The sequence below is a fragment of the Phenylobacterium sp. RIFCSPHIGHO2_01_FULL_69_31 genome (genome assembly GCF_001824475.1).
GTDB lineage: Bacteria > Pseudomonadota > Alphaproteobacteria > Caulobacterales > Caulobacteraceae > Phenylobacterium.
Genome location: NZ_MHXN01000031.1, coordinates 165,382 through 181,527, shown reverse-complemented (window position 1 = coordinate 181,527; position 16,146 = coordinate 165,382). Strand labels below are relative to the sequence as shown.

The following is a 16,146-nucleotide window of genomic DNA, read 5'->3' as shown; positions in this document are numbered from 1 at the left end:
GCTAGCGCCATGGATCTGGCCGCCCTGCAGCACCTGCTCGGAGAGCTTCCCGGCAAGCGCGTCGCCTGCGTGGGCGACCTGATGGTGGACCGCTTCGTCTACGGCGGGGTCAGCCGGGTGTCGCCCGAGGCGCCCATTCCGGTCCTGGCGCGATCGCACGAGCTGAAGATGCTGGGCGGGGCCGGCAATGTGGCGCGCAACATCGCCGCCCTGGGCGGCTCGGTCGCCCTGGTCGGCCTGGTCGGCGGCGACGCCGAGGGGCACGACGCCTCCCGCCTGGTCGGCGAAGAGGAGCCGGCGATCGAGGGCTACCTGGTCACCGACGCCGACCGCCCGACGACCCTGAAGACCCGTTTCATCTCGGGCGGCCAGCAGCTGCTCCGCGTCGACCTCGAAGAGAGCCGGCCGGTGACCGGCGAGGTCGAACAGCGCCTGATCCGCACGATCCGCGACGCAGCGCGCGGCGCGGGCGTTGTGCTGATCTCGGACTACGGCAAGGGCGTGGTCACCGACGCGGTGATCGCCGCGGCGCACGAGGTGGCCGCCGAGACGGGGGCCAAGGTCATCGTGGATTCCAAGGCCCGTTCGTTCGCCCGCTACGGCGACATCGACCTGGTGAAGCCGAACGCCTCGGAACTGGCCTACGCCACCGACATGCCGACGGAGACCGACGCCGAGCTGGAGGCGGCCATCGCGCGGGCGCTGGAGCTGTGGTCGACCAAGGGCGTGCTGGTCACCCGGGCGGCCAAGGGCGTGTCGCTGGGGCTGCGTGGTCAGCCGGTGCGCCACTTCCGGACCGTGGCGCGCGAGGTGTTCGACGCCTCCGGCGCCGGCGACACCGCCCTGGCGGCCCTGGGCCTGGCCATCGCCGCGGGCGCGGATCTGGACACCGCGATCGGTTTCGCTCAGCTCGCCTCCGGCGTGGCCGTGGGCAAGGCCGGCACGGCCACCGTCAGCCCGGACGAGCTGGTCGAGGCGGTGCTGTCGGCCCACACCGCCGTGGTCGAGGGGAAGGTCGCGACCATCCAGCGCCTTGGCGAGGAGGTTGCGCGCTGGCGGGCCCAGGGGCTGAAGGTGGGCTTCACCAACGGCTGCTTCGACATCCTGCACAAGGGCCACGTGGCCTATCTGGCCCAGGCCCGCACCTGGTGCGACCGCCTGATCGTGGGCGTGAACTCCGACGCCTCGGTCCGGGAGCTGAAGGGGGAGGGGCGCCCGGTCAACGATCTGGAGAGCCGCGCCCTGGTGCTGGCGAGCCTGCGCAGCGTCGACCTCGTGGCGCCCTTCGAGGAGCCGACCCCGCTGCGCCTGATCGAGGCCGCCCGGCCCGACGTCCTGATCAAGGGCGCGGACTATACCGAGGACGAGGTGGTGGGCGGCGACCTGGTGAAGTCCTGGGGCGGGGAGGTGAAGCTGGCCGAGATCGTCGACGGCTATTCCACCTCGGCCGCCATTGCCCGCATCGCGAGGAAGGAAGCCAACGGATGACCCGACGCATCGTCTTCGTCACCGGCGGGGCCGGATTCATCGGCTCGAACATCGCGGCAAAGCTGGCCGAGGACCGCAGTCTGGACGTGGTCGTCTGCGACCGCCTGCACGAGGCCGAACTGGGCAAATGGCGCAATATCGCCAAGACCCCCATCGGCGACTTCGTGGCGCCGGAGCAGATGTTCGACTGGCTGGAGAAGCGCTGGCGCGACGTCGAACTGGTGGTCCACATGGCGGCGGTGTCGTCGACGACGGAGCCCGACGCCGACAAGATCATCCATTCGAACTTCACCCTCAGCCGGGACCTGTTCCGCTGGTGCGCGGACCGGCAGCGGCGGCTGATCTACGCCTCGTCGGCGGCCACCTATGGCGCGGGCGAGGCCGGCTTCGTCGACGACAACGCCTACGAGGCCCTGGCGGCCCTGCGGCCGCTCAATACCTACGGCTGGTCCAAGGCGCTGTTCGACCTGTTCGCCGTGCGCCAGGCGGACCGCGACTACGCGCCGCCGCAGTGGGTGGGGCTGAAGTTCTTCAACGTCTACGGGCCGAACGAAGAACATAAGCACTCGATGAAGTCGGTCGCCTCGCAGATCTGGCCCAAGGTCCGCGAGGGTCATGCGGTGCAGCTGTTCAAGAGCTACCGCCAGGACGTTCCGGACGGCGGCCAGAAGCGGGACTTCGTCTATGTGCGCGACGCCGCCGACGTGACCCGCTGGCTGCTCGACAATCCGCAGGTGAACGGGATCTACAACCTCGGCTCCGGCCAGGCGCGGACGTTCGAGGACATGGCGCGCCAGGTCTTCGCCGCCGCGGGCAAGAACGCCCAGATCGAATACACGCCGATGCCGCCGGCGATCCGGGACAAGTACCAGTACTTTACCGAAGCGAAGATGGAGCGCCTGGCCGAGGCCGGGTACGTCCAGCCGCTGACAACGCTGGAGGAGGGGATCGGCGAGTACGTCGGCCGCTACCTCAGCCAGCCGGACCCCTACCGCTAGCATGTCGGAACCGCCGGTCCGGAAGCGCACGCGCTGGTGGCTGGCGACCCTGCTGGCCGCGGCCCTCGTGCTGTCCATCGGCATGCTGGCGTTCTGGGGCGACCTGGTCTCCACGGCGCTGGACCCGAAGGTGCCGTTCCAGACCTATCGGCCGCCGCCGGGGCCGGACTATTCGACATCGGAGTCCTGGTACCTGCGGCCCAAGGCCGGCAACGACCTGGAGGCGGACGTCTTCTTCGTGGCGCCGACCACCTATGACGGCGGCCGCAACTGGAACGCCCGGCTGAACGCGCGCAAGGCCAACCGCCAGTTCGAGACCGTGATGGCGCCGAACTACGTTGGTCCGTTCGTCAGCGTCGGCCGCGTCTTCGCCCCGCGCTACCGCCAGGCCAGCCTCTACAGCCTCACCACCCTGCGCGAGGACGCCCGGGAGGCCCGCCAGTTCGCCTATGGCGACGTCCGCGACGCCTTCCGCTGGTACATCGACCAGGACAATGGGGGGCGCCCCTTCATCATCGTCGGGGTGGAGCAGGGCGGCACTCTGGCGAGCCGCCTGCTGCGTGACGAGGTGGCGCGCGATCCGGTGCTGCAGAGCCGGCTGGTGGCGGCCTATCTGATCGACACCGTCGTCCCGGCCGACGCCCCGCCCATCGCGCCCTGTGTGCAGAAGGGGCAGGCCGGCTGCGTGGCCGCCTGGGCGCGGGTCTACGAGGGCGATTTCGACGCCGCCCAGCGGCTGCTGGACCGCGCCTTGGTCTGGAACGCGCAGGGGGAGCTCGAAAACCTGACGCCCCGCCCGGCGCTCTGCTTCAACCCCCTCCTGGGCGCAGTCGCGGACCAGCCAGCGCCGGCCCGGCTGCACCTGGGGGCGGCGAACGCGACGGGCCTCGAATGGGGCGCGAGGCCGGCCTTCATGGCCCGGCAGGTGTCGGCCCGATGCGAGCGGGGCGTCCTGGTGGTGAGCCACCCGAAATCCTCGTCGCTGAAGCAGCGCGGCGACTGGGCGGACCGGCGCAAGGCCCCCGGCTTCAACCTCTTCTACGCCGACCTGGAGGCCGACGCGAAACAGCGGCTGGCGGGGTGGCTCGCGCGGTGACTAAGGTCTCCCCAACGAACAGGGAGGACGCCATGACCAATCGCCAGATCGTGCTGGACCGGCTGCCGCAGAGTGACAGGCTGGCGCCCGAGCACTTCGCCTTAAGCGCCGGCGAGCGGCCAACGGCGGGCGAGGGCGAGGTGCTGCTGAAGACCCGCTACATCTCGCTGGACGCCGCCAACCGGGCCTGGATGCAGGGCGCCACCTATCGCGCCGCCCTGGCGCCCGGACAGGTGATGGCCGGCGGCGGGCTGGCCGAGGTGGTGGAAAGCCGCGTCCCGCACCTCAAGCCCGGCGACCTGGTCTTCGCCGATACGGGCTGGCAGGAATATGCGGCGCTGCCGGGGACGCACCTCAAGGCTCTGCCAGACCTGAAGCCGGAGACTCACCTGTTGAGCGTCTATGGCGTCGCGGGCCTGACCGCCTACTTCGGCCTGCTGGAATGCGGACAGCCAAAGGCCGGCGAGACCGTCGTCGTCTCGGCCGCCGCGGGGTCCGTGGGCTCGATCGTGGGGCAGATCGCCCGGATCAAGGGTTGCCGGGTGGTGGGCGTCGCCGGCGGGGCCGAGAAGGGCCAATGGCTGGTGGACGAGCTGGGGTTCGATGCCGCGGTCGATTACAAGTCGCCGGAGTTCAAGCGCCAGCTCCGGGCCGCGGTCCCTGACGGCATCGACGTCTATTTCGACAACACCGGCGGCGACATCTTCGAGGCCTGCCTGTTCGCCATGCGCAACCACGGCCGTATCGCCTGCTGCGGGGCGGTGTCGCAGTACGACGGCGCGGCCCCGCCGCACGGGCCGCGCGGGGTGCCGGGCCTGATCGTCACCAAGCGCCTGACCCTGCGGGGGTTCGTGGTCATGGATTTCGCCGACCAGAACGACCGGGCCCTGGCCGACCTCCAGTCCTGGGTCGCGTCCGGCCAGCTTAAGGTGCAGGAGGACGTGATCGACGGGCTGGAGAACCTGCCCAAGGCCCTGATCGGCCTGCTGGCCGGCGAGAACCGCGGCAAGCGGATGGTGCGGGTCTAGCCGATGTCCAGTTCCGGCCGCACCTCGATGGTCCCATAGCGGGCCATCGGGATCCCTTCGGCGATCCGCAGGGCTTCGTCGGCGTCGCCGGCCTCGATGAAGATGAAGCCGCAGAGAACTTCCTTCGTTTCGGCGAACGGGCCGTCGGTGACCAGGCGCTTGCCGCGCCGCACCCGCACGGTCCGGGCTGTCTTGACGCTCTGCAGCGCGGAGGCGGCCAGGAAGTGGCCGTCCCGGGTCAGCTTTTCGTCGTAGGCGAGGGAGTCGCGGTCGAGGGCCGTCTTCTCCTCGGGGCTCAGGCCCGAGAGCGCGTCGGGCTCGGCGTAGACCAGGCAGATGTACTTCATGGCGGGTTCCTTTCGGCAGCTTCCGCCCAAGGTCGAACGGCGCGGGCCGGATCCGACATTTTCGTCAGCCGGCGTCGCGGAGGGCGAGACCCGCCTTCCAGTCGAACAGTTCGGACAGCACCTGCAGCGCCTTGCCGCGCTCGGACGTGAGGTCGGGATCGCGGTTCACGATCAGCCGCGCATCGTCCCCCGCCACGGCGATGAGGTCCCGGTGCGCGAAGGGGTCGGCAAAGACGTAGTCAGGCAGTCCCGACTGGCGCAGGCCCAGCGCGTCGCCGCCGCCACGCAGCTCCAGGTCCTTCTCGGCGATCACGAAGCCGTCGTCGGTGCGCCGCAGGATGTCGAGCCGCTGCTGGGCCGTTTCGCTGAGGGGCGGATCGTACAGGAGAACGCAGGCGCTCTCCCGGGCTCCGCGACCGACCCGCCCACGAAGCTGGTGCAACTGGGCCAGGCCGAAGCGCTCGGCCTGCTCGATGACCATGATGGTGGCGTTGGGCACGTTGACGCCGACCTCCACGACCGTCGTCGCGACCAGGACGGAGAGGCGGTTGTCCGCGAAGTCCGCCATGACGGCGTCCTTCTCCGCGCCAGAGAGCTTGCCGTGGACCAGGCCCACGCCCGGGCCGATGGCGTTGCGCAGGGCGATGGCGCGCATCTCGGCGGCGGCCAGGTCGCTGACCTCGGATTCCGAGACCAGGGGGCAGATCCAAAACGCCTGCGCCCCGCCGGCCACCGCCTCCTTCAGTCGGCCGACGATCTCGTCCAGGCGCGGCATCGGCACGGCGCGCGTGGCGACGGGCGTGCGGCCCGGCGGTTTCTCGTCGATGCGGCTGACGTCGAGGTCGCCGTACATCGTCAGCTCAAGCGTCCGCGGGATGGGCGTGGCTGACATGGCGATCAGGTGGACGGCCTGGCCCTTTGCCTGCAGCCGTTGGCGTTCGGCGACGCCGAAGCGATGCTGTTCGTCGATGACCACTAGTTGGAGCCGGTGGAACGCAACCTCGTCCTGGAAGAGGGCGTGGGTGCCCACCGCGACCTGGGCGGCGCCGGAGGTGATGGCCCGCAGCTTTTCGGCCCGCGGGGCGCCCTTGTCGCGCCCGGTCAGCAGGACAACGCCGACGCCATGGGCAGCGAGGGGGCCCGAGATGGTCTCGTAATGCTGGCGGGCCAGGATCTCGGTCGGCGCCATCAGGGCCGACTGGCCGCAGGCGTCGGCGACGTCGGCCATGGCGCACATCGCGACCACAGTCTTGCCCGAGCCCACGTCGCCCTGGACCAGCCGGCTCATCCGCTCCCCCGCCTGGAAGTCGCCGCGGATGTCGGCCAGGGCGCGCTCCTGGGCGCCGGTGAAGGCGAAGGGCAGGTCGGCCCTCAGCCGGTCCGACAGCGGCCCCGCAGGGATCTTCGCAGCGGGTTCGCGCCGGCGGGCGGCCTTCCGCTGGGCCATGGCGAGCTGGTGGGCCAGGAGCTCGTCATAGGCCAGCCGGCGGCGGTGGCGGTTGAGGGGGGAGAGGTCGGCTTCGCCCGTGGGTCCGTGCAGCCGGACCAGGGCCTCGCGCCAGGCCGGCAGCTTCTCGCGCGCCAGCCAGGCGGGATCCTGCCACTCCGGCAGCTCGGGCGCCTTCTCCAGGGCGTCCAGCACGAACTGCCGCACGCGGCGCGGCGGCAGGCCGTCGGTCGCGGGATAGACGGGTTCGATCTCGGGGATATCGACCGGCCGCTCGGGGTCGGCCATGTAGTCCGGATGGACCATTTGGCGGCCGTACTGCGTCTCCTCGACCTTTCCCGAGACGATGCGGCGCGCGCCGACAGGGTGGCGCTTTTCCAGGTCGTCGCCGAACCGGCCGAAGAACACGAGGGTCAGCATTCCCGTGGCGTCCGCAACCCGCACCCGCCAAGGGTGGGTCTTCACCCGCGGGCGCTGGTAGTCGTTGATCACCACGTCGAAGGTCATGACCTGGCCGTCGACGGCGTCCGCGACGGCTGCCGGCGTGCGACGGATGATGGAATGCGGCTGCAGCCACAGCACGTCGCGCACGAGCGGACCCGCCACGCGCTCCAGCAGGGGAGCCACGCGGGGGCCGACGCCTTTCAGCGACGTGATCGATGCAAAGAGCGGGAACAGAATCTCCGGCCGCATGCTTGCAGCATACCCGACTGGCGCGCAGGGCCGCGCCGCTCTATATCCGGCCCCTCTCGATGAACACGGATGATGCACGTCTCAAGAAACTGAAGCTGCGCGCCTGGCGGCGGGGCTTCAAGGAAGCGGACCTCATCCTGGGGCCGTTCGCGGACCAGCACGTCTCGACGTTCGACGAAGCCGAGCTCGACTGGTTCGAGGCCCTGCTCGAGGCGCCGGACCAGGATCTCTATGGCTGGATCCTGGAGCGCGAACCGACGCCGGCCGAATTCGACGGCCCGTTGATGAACAAGCTCAAAGCCTTCCGCGACGAAGCTCACAAGGCGATCGGCAATGGCTGACGACGCCCGCCCCATCGGTCCGGCCCAGCTGCGCCGGGTGGCCGACGATCCCGGGCGCCTCGACCTCGTCGGCGCGCCCGAGGGCTTCGACGCCCTGGTCATGGCCGACATGGCCAAGGCGCGGAAGAGCCTGTCGGTCTTCGTGGCCCGTGACGCCGCGCGCCTTTCGGCCTTCGTGGACGCCTTCGCCTTCTTCGCGCAGGGCGTCGAGGTGCTCACCTTCCCCGCCTGGGACTGCCTGCCCTACGACCGGGTCGGCCCGTCGGCCGGGGTGGCGGCCCAGCGGATGGCGACGCTGTCGCGCCTGGCCGAGGGGCTGGACGCCAAGCCCCGCCTGCTGGTGACCACCGTGCCGGCGCTGCTGCAGCGCGTGCCTCCCATCTCCTCGGTGAAGCGCGCCAGCTATTCCGCCCGGGTCGGCAATGTGGTCGAGATCGCGGACCTGGAGGCCTACTTCGCGGTCAACGGCTACAGCCGCGCATCGACGGTCTCGGAGAAGGGCGAGTTCGCCATCCGCGGCGGGGTGATCGACGTCTATCCGTCCAGCGCCGAGGAGCCGGTGCGCCTGGACCTGTTCGGCGACACCCTGGAGAGCATCCGGGCCTTCGACCCCGAGACCCAGCGGTCCACCAAGCAGCTGAAGGACGTCTCGCTCCTGCCGGTTAGCGAGGCCCTGCTCGACAAGGACGCGGTCAGCCGTTTCCGCACGGGCTATCTGGAGACCTTCGGCGCGCCGGGCGACGACCCGCTGTACGCCACGATCTCGGAAGGTGGTCGGCGCGCGGGGATGGAGCACTATCTGCCGCTGTTCTATCCGACCCTGGCGACCCTGTTCGACTACCTGCCCGCTGACACGGCGGTGGCCCTGGACCACCTGGCGAAGGACAGCCGGGACCAGCGGCTGGCCATGGTGCGCGACGCCTACGACGCGCGCACGTCCACCGAGCGCAAGAGCCACTACCATCCGCTGGAGCCCACCCGTCTCTACCTGGACGAGGCCGAGTGGGACGAGCAGCTCAAGGTGCGGCCGAACCGCCGCTTTTCGGCCTTCAACGAGGCCGAGGGCGAGGCGGTCATCGACATGGGCGCGCGGGCCGGGCGCAACTTCTCGGCCGAGCGCAAGCTGGACAGCGTCAACCTCTTCGAGGCGACGGTCGACCATGCCAACAAGCTGAGCGCCGGCGGCAAGCGGGTGTTGTTCGCGTCCTGGTCGGACGGCTCATCCGACCGGCTGATGCACATGCTGGCCGACCACGGCCTGAAGAGCCTGCCGCTCGCGCCCTATTGGGACGCGGCGAAGGCCGCCGATCCGAAGAGGCCGCAGCGGGTGGTGCTGCCCCTGGATGCGGGCTTCGAGACCGACAGCCTGGCGGTCATCTCCGAGACAGACATCCTGGGCGACCGGCTGGCCCGGCCCCGCAAGCGCCGCCGCGCCGCGAACTTCCTCGCCGAGGCTTCAGCGCTGACGCCCGGCGACCTCGTCGTCCACATCGACCACGGTATCGCCCGCTACGAGGGCCTGAAGACCCTCGACGTCCAGGGCGCGCCGCACGACACGCTCGAGCTGCAGTACGGCGGCGAGGCCAAGCTGTACCTGCCGGTCGAGAACATCGACCTGCTCACCCGCTACGGCGCCGACAGCGAGGGCGTGCAACTCGACCGTCTGGGCGGGGCGGCGTGGCAGGCGCGCAAGGCCAAGGCCAAGGAACGCCTGCGAGAGATGGCCGACGGCCTGATCCGCATCGCCGCCGAGCGGGCCACCAAACAGACCGACGCCATGGAGCCGCCGCAGGGCCTGTTTGACGAGTTCTGCGCCCGGTTTCCCTACGAGGAGACCGACGACCAGCTGGGCGCCATCGGCGACGTGCTGGAAGACCTGGGCGCCGGCCGGCCGATGGACAGGCTCATCTGCGGCGACGTGGGCTTCGGCAAGACCGAAGTGGCCCTGCGCGCCGCCTTCGTGGCGGCCATGAGCGGCCAACAGGTGGCGGTCGTTGCGCCCACGACGCTCCTGGCCCGCCAGCACTTCAAGACTTTCTCCGAGCGCTTCGAGGGCTGGCCGGTGCGGGTGCGGCGCCTCTCGCGCCTGGTCCCGGCCAAGGAAGCGTCTGAGACGCGCGACGGCCTGGGCAGCGGCGAGATCGAGATCGTGGTGGGCACCCACGCCGTGTTGTCCAAGCAGGTCAGCTTCAAGAACCTGGGTCTGGTGGTCGTCGACGAGGAGCAGCACTTCGGGGTGAAGCACAAGGAGAAGCTCAAGGAGCTTCGCGCCGACGTGCATATGCTGACCCTGACCGCCACGCCGATTCCGCGGACCCTGCAGATGTCGCTGAGCGGCATACGGGAAATGTCGATCATCGCGACGCCGCCGGTCGACCGCCTGGCCGTGCGCACCTACATCACGCCATGGGACCCGGTGGTCATCCGCGAAAGCCTGCTGCGCGAGAAGTACCGCGGCGGCCAGGCCTATTTCGTCGCCCCGCGCATCTCGGACCTGCCGCAGCTGGAGCGGTTCCTGCGCGAGCAGGTGCCGGAGATCAAGTTCGTGGTGGGCCACGGCCAGATGGCGCCGACCCAGCTCGAGGAGGTGATGACCGCCTTCTACGACGGCCAGTACGACGTGCTGCTGTCGACCACCATCGTGGAGAGCGGCCTGGATATCCCGACCGCCAACACCATGATCATCCACCGCGCCGACATGTTCGGCTTGGCCCAGATGTACCAGCTGCGGGGCCGGGTGGGGCGGTCCAAGGCCCGGGCCTACGCCTATCTGACCACGCCGGCCGAGAAGCAGATCACCCTGTCGGCGGAGAAGCGGCTGAAGGTGCTGCAGTCCCTGGACAGCCTGGGCGCCGGCTTCCAGCTCGCCAGCCACGACCTGGACATCCGCGGCGGCGGCAACCTGCTGGGCGACGAGCAGTCCGGCCACATCAAGGAAATCGGGGTCGAGCTCTACCAGCAGATGCTGGAGGATGCGGTGGCCGAGCTCCGCGCCCGCGCGGGCGCGGAGGAAGTGGCCGACCGGGGCTGGTCGCCGCAGATCAACACGGGCGCCGCCGTCCTGATCCCCGACGAATACGTGCCCGACCTGAACGTCCGGCTGGCGCTGTACCGCCGGATCTCGGACGCGGAGAAGGCGCAGGACCGCGAAGCCCTGGCGGCCGAGCTGATCGACCGATTCGGCCCACTGCCGCCCGAGGCCGACCAGCTTCTGAAGGTGGTCGCGATCAAGGGCCTGTGCCGCGAGGCCAACGTCGCCAAGATCGACGTAGGGCCGAAGGGCGCCGTGGTCACCTTCCGCAACGACGATTTCAGGAACCCGATGGGCCTGATCCAGTTCGTGGCGAAGAACGCCATCGCGTGGAAGGTTCGACCGGACAACAAGGTCGTCGTGAAGGGCGAGTGGGAGACGCCGAAGCAGCGTCTCGACGCCGCCGAGAAGGTTCTGGCCGAACTGGCGAAGCTCGCCCGCGAGGCTTAGCGAATTTGGAACGGCTCGGGCGCGGGGTGCGGCCGATCCGAGGAGACATGCCGATGCGCCCCTTTGCACTCGCTCTCGCCGCTGGCGCCATGCTGGCGGGCCTCGCGCCTACGGCGTTCGCGCAGGCCCCGGCCTCCGACGCAGCCGATGTGCGCTGCCTGATGGTGCTGCAGGCGGTGGGCAACGACCCGAAACAGCGGGACGCCGCGGCGCGGGGTGTCTACTACTACCTCGGCCGGCTCTCGGCCCGTGGGCCCGTGGCGCGCCTTGAGGCTTCCATGCTGGCCGAGGGGCGGAAGATGAACGCCCCGGCCGCCGTGCAGGCCGAGCTCTCCCGCTGCGGCGCCGAGTTGAACCAGCGGACAGGCGAACTGCAGGCCATCAACCAGCGCCTGCAAAAGCAGTTCGCGCCCCCCGCGAAGGGCGCGCCGCCGGCCAAGAAGTAGGGCTCAGCCGGCCTTGAGGCTCTGGGCCATGGCGGCGGCCTGCTCGAGGGCGTAGCCGACGCTGTCCGGCGAGGCGACCTCGGCCACGCCAAGATCGAACTCGACGACAAAGGGCGTGGCGCCTTGGCCGGCCTCGAACGCCGTGCAGCCAATCACCGCTGCGATCCGCTCGCCGGCCGCGCGGGCGGCGTGCAGTCCGGTGGCGGGCAGGGCAAGGGCGAACACCTCGGGCGCGAGACGCGCGGCGGTGTCTTCCACACGGACCAGGCGGCCGATCATCGAGCCGATCTGGGGGACCGCCCGGGCGACCCAGCCGCCGGTGCGGGGCGCCTTCAGATCGGGCTTCTCGGCCACCTTCAGCATGCAGATGCTCAAGGGGCGGTTCCGTTCGCGGGCGCTGCGGGCCAGACGCATCAGATGGCCGGCGAACAGGTCGCGGGTGAAGAGGCCGGTGGCGGCGTCCATCAGGCCCGAGCCCCGGGCCCTTTCCAGCGCTGCTCGCACCGACTTCTGCCGTCGGAAGGCCCGGGCGAGCTCGACGACCCGAAGGGCGGTTTCAGTCTCGGGCGTCTCGGGCGAGGCGACGTCGGAAATGCCGCGATGATAGGCCTCCGCCGCGGTGATCGGCGATTCGGCGCGCATGTAGAGCAAGGCAGGCGTGTGATAGAGGCGCGTGTTCCGCCGCAGTCCGGCCGCGATCGACAGCGCCTCGTGCGGGTTGTCCCCGGCCCACAGGACGACCGCATCGAACGGCCGCTCGTGCAGATAGTCGAAGGCGGTGAAGGCCGTGAAAGCGCCGACGACCTCAGCGCCGTTTCGCTGCAGGGCGTTGGAGAGCGCCAGGAACTGCGGCGCGGGCTCGCCGATGGCCAGGACGCGGAAGGGGGTTGGGTCCACCTCGGGGGCGTCCAGCACGTGACCGCGCTCAGAAAAGGTCTCGACCCGGACCTCGAACTCTTCCTCCGCCACGGCCGTCCGCACCAGGCTTTCCAGGCGCATGGCGGCCTGGGCGGGGTGCAGAGGCGCGGCCAGGGTCAGGTCGTAGCCATGATCCTTCTGGAACGGGTCCGGCGCGCCCATGGCCATGATCGGCAAGCGACGCGGCGCACAGGCGGCCCGGAGGCGGTCCGCCAGGCCCTCGGCCGCGGCGTGGTCCATTTCCGCAAGATCGATGATCGCGGCCTGGATCTGGAGGTCGGAGAGCGCGGCGGCCGCGCCAGCCTCGCTGCGGGCGGTGACCGTGCGCCAGCCGAGCTTGTCCAGCCCCTCGGCCAGCGGGCCGGCCGTGGAATCGTCGCGAGCGACGATCAACACTCGCGCCTGAACCGCTGCGGCCATATCCCCATCCAATCGCGCCCTGATCTGTCCTAAGCACGGAATCGCGCAGGGCCGGAAGAGTTGTCCCATACCCGCCCGCGGGTTGCAGAAGAGTTTCATTGTCGCAGGAGGCTAAGTCGTGGGGGTCGAACTGACGGGGAAGGTGGCCGTGGTCACCGGCGCGAGCGGGGGCTTGGGCGCCCATTTCGCGAGGCTGCTGGCGGCGAACGGCGCGGCCGTGGCGGTGACGGCGCGGCGCGTGGACAAGATCCAGGCCATCGCCGACGAGATCAACGCGGGCGGCGGCAAGGCCCTGGCGCTTTCCCTGGACGTGGGTGACGCCGAGGCCATCGGCCCGGCGTTGGATCGCGTTCAAGCCGAATTGGGCGGCCTCGACATCCTGGTCAACAACGCCGGCATCGGGGGAGAGGGGCTGGCGCTCGACATCTCGGTCGAGGACTTCGACCAGACCTTCGCCGTGAACGTCCGCGGGACGTTCTTCGCGGCCCGCGAGGCGGCCCGGCGCATGATCGCCGCCAAGGTCGAGGGGCGAATCGTCAACATCGCCTCGATCGCCAGCCACACCGTCCTGCCGGGTCTCTCCGCCTACTGCGGCTCCAAGGCCGCCGTCGCCATGCTGACCAAGAGCCTGGCCCGGGAATGGGCCCGCCGAGGGATCGCCGTGAACGCCCTGGCGCCTGGCTATATCGAGACTGCCATCAACGACGCCTGGTGGCCCACCGAAGGCGGGCAGAAGCAGCTGAAGGGCTTCCCGCGCCGCCGGCTGATGGACGCAAGCGACCTGGACGAGGCGTTCCTGCTGCTGGCCGGCCCCGCGGCCAGCGCCATCACCGGCACGCTCATCACCGTGGACGACGGACAGTCGCTGCCCGGCGGCGGCTAGGCTTGGCTGACCGAAGGGCAAGAGGGTTAGATCGCACGAAAACTGGGAGGACAGCATGCGTCAGGGTCCGCTTACCGGCCTGAAGATCGTCGAATTCGCAGGGATCGGCCCGGGCCCGTTCTGCGGCATGCTGTTGTCCGATCTGGGCGCCGACGTCGTGCGGATCGACCGCAAGGGGCAGGGCCGGGGCGCTCCGTCCGACATCACCTCGCGCGGCCGCCGCTCCGTGGCGCTGGACTTGAAGAAGCCGGAGGCGGTCGAAGCCTGCCTGAAGCTGATGGACGCCGCCGATGCGATCATCGAAGGCTTCCGGCCGGGCGTGATGGAGCGTCTGGGCCTGGGTCCCGAGGTGGCGCTGAAGCGCAACCCGAAGCTGGTGTTCGGGCGGATGACGGGATGGGGCCAGACCGGCCCCTATGCCCAGGCCGCCGGCCACGACATGAACTACATCGCCATCACCGGCGCCCTGCACGCCATCGGCACCGACGACAAGCCCGTGCCGCCGCTCAACCTGGTCGGCGATTTCGGGGGCGGGGCGCTCTATCTGGCCTTCGGCCTGCTGGCCGGCGTGATCCAGGCGCGGGAAACCGGCAATGGGCAGGTGATCGACTGCGCCATGAGTGACGGCGCGGCCTCGCTGATGGCCATGTTCTACGGCTTCAAGGCCGCCGGCATGTGGAAGGAGCAGCGCCGCTCCAACATGCTGGATGGTGGGGCCCACTTCTACGACACCTACCAGTGCCGGGACGGCAAATGGGTGTCGATCGGCTCCATCGAGCCCCAGTTCTACGCCCTGCTGCTGGAGAAGACCGGGATCGACGACCCGGAGTTCCAGAAGCAGCACGATCGCAGCGCGTGGCCCGGCCTGCGCGAGAAGCTGGCCGATGTGATCGCTCAGAAGACCCGGGACGAGTGGACCGAAATCATGGGCGGTACGGACGTCTGCTTCGCCCCGGTGCTCGACCTGGACGAGGCGCCGAAGCACCCTCACAACGCCGCGCGCGAAACCTTCGTGAACCTGGATGGTGTCGTCCAGCCGGCGCCCGCGCCCCGGTTCTCGGCGACGCCCGGCAAGATCCAGGGCCCGCCGCCGGCCATCGGCGCCCACGACCGCGAAGCACTGTCCGACTGGGGCTTCTCGGACGGCGAGATCAGTGCGCTGCAGAGCGCAGGGGCGCTCGCCTAAGGGCCGGTCCAGCAACACGTTATCTGAAAGCGCCGTTCAGCCGCGGTTCAGCCGGCGAGGACCAGATTGGTCACCGGATCGGACGTCGCGCTCTCCCGTCCCTCGAAGCGGCGGCCGGCCCGGATGGAAAGACACGCCCATCGGCGGCGCGCCACCTACTAACCCGGGTGGCGCGCCGTTATCATTTGGGCCAAGGCTTACCGGACCTTGAGTCGAGCCTTCACCGCCGCATGACCTTCTTCGAGCTGATCCGCCGCGTTCGCCAGCGGGACTGGGATCCCGTCCATGGCCTGCGGCTGGGGCTCACGGTGCTGGGGAAAGCGCTGACCCGGCTCTGGGGCCGGGACGTCATGCTTTACAATGGCGGGGTCTCGTTCTTCGTCATGCTGGCCATCTTCCCGGCGCTGGCCATCGTCATGGGGCTCTACAGCCTGCTCTCGGACCCGACCCAGGTGGCCGCGCAGGGCGAGGCCATGGCGAAGGTGATGCCCGACGCAGCCCGGCTGATTTTCCAGAGCGAGCTCGTCCGCCTGTCCCGCGCGCCGCCAGAGACGGTCTCGGTCCAGAGCATGGTGGCGCTGCTGATCGGCGGCTACGCCTCGCACCGCGGCTTCAAGGCCCTGCTGGCCGGGCTTTCCTTCATTCACGACGAAGACCGGCCCCGCGGCTTCGTGGGCTTCAACCTGCTGGCGCTGGCGGTGCTGATGGCGGCGCTGGGCGCATTGGGCATCCTGTCGACCGTGTTCTTCGCCTTCCGCATCGTGGGCGAGACCTTCGGTCTGCGGCCGCTGCGCGGCGCGCTCTGGCTCTACAGCGAGTGGACCTGGGCGAGCGTCGGCATGACGCTGGGCATGGCGCTGATCTACCGCTGGGCCATGTCCCGCGATCCGGTGGACTGGCGGGCCTCGCTGCTGGGCGGGGCGGCGGCGGCGGCGCTGTGCATCTTCGCATCGTGGGCGCTGGGCTTCTACGTCGAGGACATCGCGGCCCTAGGCGTGACCTATGGCTCGGTCGCCACCGTCGTCATCTTCCTGATCTGGCTTTCGTGGAACGTGAACGCGGTCTTCTTCGGCGGCGCCCTGGCGACCGAGGTGGAGCTTGCGCTGCATCGGCGGCGCGTGCCCCTGGCGTCCGAGATGGGCGATCTGCGGGGCTAGGCCCGCACGACCAGGAAGCTCAACGTTCCGTCGGCCTCGGTCTGTTCCAGCACCTGGGCCCCGATCTGGGCCGCGAAGTGGGGCACGTCGATGCGGGCCAGGGGATCGTCGGCCAGCAGCCTGACCCGCGCACCCGCCGGCGCCGCCTCCAGCGCGCGCCGCAGCCGCAGCGTCGGCACCGGGCAGCGGTGCCCGCGCGCGTCCACGAGGATGTCGT

At 70.1% G+C, this 16,146-nt stretch carries 14 protein-coding genes; 10 read left to right on the top strand and 4 right to left on the bottom strand.

What is annotated here, in order from left to right:
• Positions 1-9 precede the first annotated feature (9 nt).
• The 4 genes from rfaE2 to A2790_RS16305 are packed head-to-tail and all read left to right on the top strand — an operon-like array spanning position 10 to position 4,610.
• Positions 10-1,488: a D-glycero-beta-D-manno-heptose 1-phosphate adenylyltransferase gene (gene rfaE2 / locus A2790_RS16320; protein ID WP_293393676.1), complete on the top strand. Its 1,479-nt coding sequence runs from the start codon at positions 10-12 to the stop codon at positions 1,486-1,488.
• Positions 1,485-2,486 (top strand): ADP-glyceromanno-heptose 6-epimerase, encoded by a 1,002-nt coding sequence (gene rfaD / locus A2790_RS16315; RefSeq protein ID WP_293393674.1) that lies wholly within the window; start codon positions 1,485-1,487, stop codon positions 2,484-2,486. The genes rfaE2 and rfaD overlap by 4 nt, the downstream gene beginning before the upstream one ends.
• 1 nt (position 2,487) lies before the next feature.
• On the top strand, positions 2,488-3,582 hold the full coding sequence (locus tag A2790_RS16310; RefSeq protein ID WP_293393672.1) for a DUF3089 domain-containing protein: 1,095 nt from the start codon (positions 2,488-2,490) through the stop codon (positions 3,580-3,582).
• Positions 3,583-3,614: 32 nt separating this feature from the next.
• Positions 3,615-4,610: an NADP-dependent oxidoreductase gene (locus A2790_RS16305; RefSeq protein ID WP_293393670.1), complete on the top strand. Its 996-nt coding sequence runs from the start codon at positions 3,615-3,617 to the stop codon at positions 4,608-4,610.
• Here A2790_RS16305 and A2790_RS16300 read toward each other — a convergent pair.
• Both A2790_RS16300 and recG read right to left on the bottom strand, forming a co-directional pair.
• Positions 4,607-4,957, bottom strand: a complete 351-nt coding sequence (locus A2790_RS16300; RefSeq protein WP_293393668.1) for a YciI family protein — start codon at positions 4,955-4,957, stop codon at positions 4,607-4,609. The genes A2790_RS16305 and A2790_RS16300 overlap by 4 nt on opposite strands.
• Positions 4,958-5,021: 64 nt before the next feature.
• Positions 5,022-7,097 (bottom strand): ATP-dependent DNA helicase RecG, encoded by a 2,076-nt coding sequence (recG, locus tag A2790_RS16295; protein WP_293393666.1) that lies wholly within the window; start codon positions 7,095-7,097, stop codon positions 5,022-5,024.
• 59 nt (positions 7,098-7,156) lie between these two features.
• Here recG and A2790_RS16290 point away from each other — a divergent pair, with 59 nt between their 5' ends.
• The 3 genes from A2790_RS16290 to A2790_RS16280 are packed head-to-tail and all read left to right on the top strand — an operon-like array spanning position 7,157 to position 11,365.
• Positions 7,157-7,438, top strand: a complete 282-nt coding sequence (locus A2790_RS16290; RefSeq protein WP_293393664.1) for a succinate dehydrogenase assembly factor 2 — start codon at positions 7,157-7,159, stop codon at positions 7,436-7,438.
• Positions 7,431-10,919 (top strand): transcription-repair coupling factor, encoded by a 3,489-nt coding sequence (gene mfd / locus A2790_RS16285; RefSeq protein ID WP_293393662.1) that lies wholly within the window; start codon positions 7,431-7,433, stop codon positions 10,917-10,919. The genes A2790_RS16290 and mfd overlap by 8 nt, the downstream gene beginning before the upstream one ends.
• A gap of 53 nt (positions 10,920-10,972) precedes the next feature.
• On the top strand, positions 10,973-11,365 hold the full coding sequence (locus A2790_RS16280) for a hypothetical protein (RefSeq protein WP_293393660.1): 393 nt from the start codon (positions 10,973-10,975) through the stop codon (positions 11,363-11,365).
• A 3-nt stretch (positions 11,366-11,368) separates the two neighbouring features.
• Here A2790_RS16280 and A2790_RS16275 read toward each other — a convergent pair whose 3' ends face one another.
• A complete protein-coding gene (locus tag A2790_RS16275; RefSeq protein ID WP_293393658.1) occupies positions 11,369-12,703 on the bottom strand; it encodes a diguanylate cyclase in 1,335 nt (444 codons plus the stop codon).
• 118 nt (positions 12,704-12,821) lie between these two features.
• Between A2790_RS16275 and A2790_RS16270 the strand changes: the two genes are divergently transcribed.
• The 3 genes from A2790_RS16270 to A2790_RS16260 all read left to right on the top strand — a co-directional run bounded on the left by A2790_RS16270 (position 12,822) and on the right by A2790_RS16260 (position 15,929).
• Entirely contained in the window at positions 12,822-13,586 is a 765-nt protein-coding gene (locus A2790_RS16270) for an SDR family NAD(P)-dependent oxidoreductase (protein WP_293393656.1), read from the top strand.
• 55 nt (positions 13,587-13,641) lie between these two features.
• On the top strand, positions 13,642-14,772 hold the full coding sequence (locus tag A2790_RS16265) for a CaiB/BaiF CoA-transferase family protein (RefSeq protein WP_293393654.1): 1,131 nt from the start codon (positions 13,642-13,644) through the stop codon (positions 14,770-14,772).
• A 230-nt stretch (positions 14,773-15,002) separates the two neighbouring features.
• Positions 15,003-15,929 carry a YihY/virulence factor BrkB family protein gene (locus tag A2790_RS16260; protein WP_293393652.1) on the top strand — a complete coding sequence of 309 codons (927 nt, stop codon included), beginning with the start codon at positions 15,003-15,005 and terminating at the stop codon, positions 15,927-15,929.
• Here A2790_RS16260 and A2790_RS16255 read toward each other — a convergent pair.
• Positions 15,926-16,141, bottom strand: coding sequence for a sulfurtransferase TusA family protein (locus A2790_RS16255; RefSeq protein WP_293393777.1), 216 nt, complete (start codon positions 16,139-16,141; stop codon positions 15,926-15,928). The genes A2790_RS16260 and A2790_RS16255 overlap by 4 nt on opposite strands.
• Between the last annotated feature and the right edge of the window lie 5 nt (positions 16,142-16,146).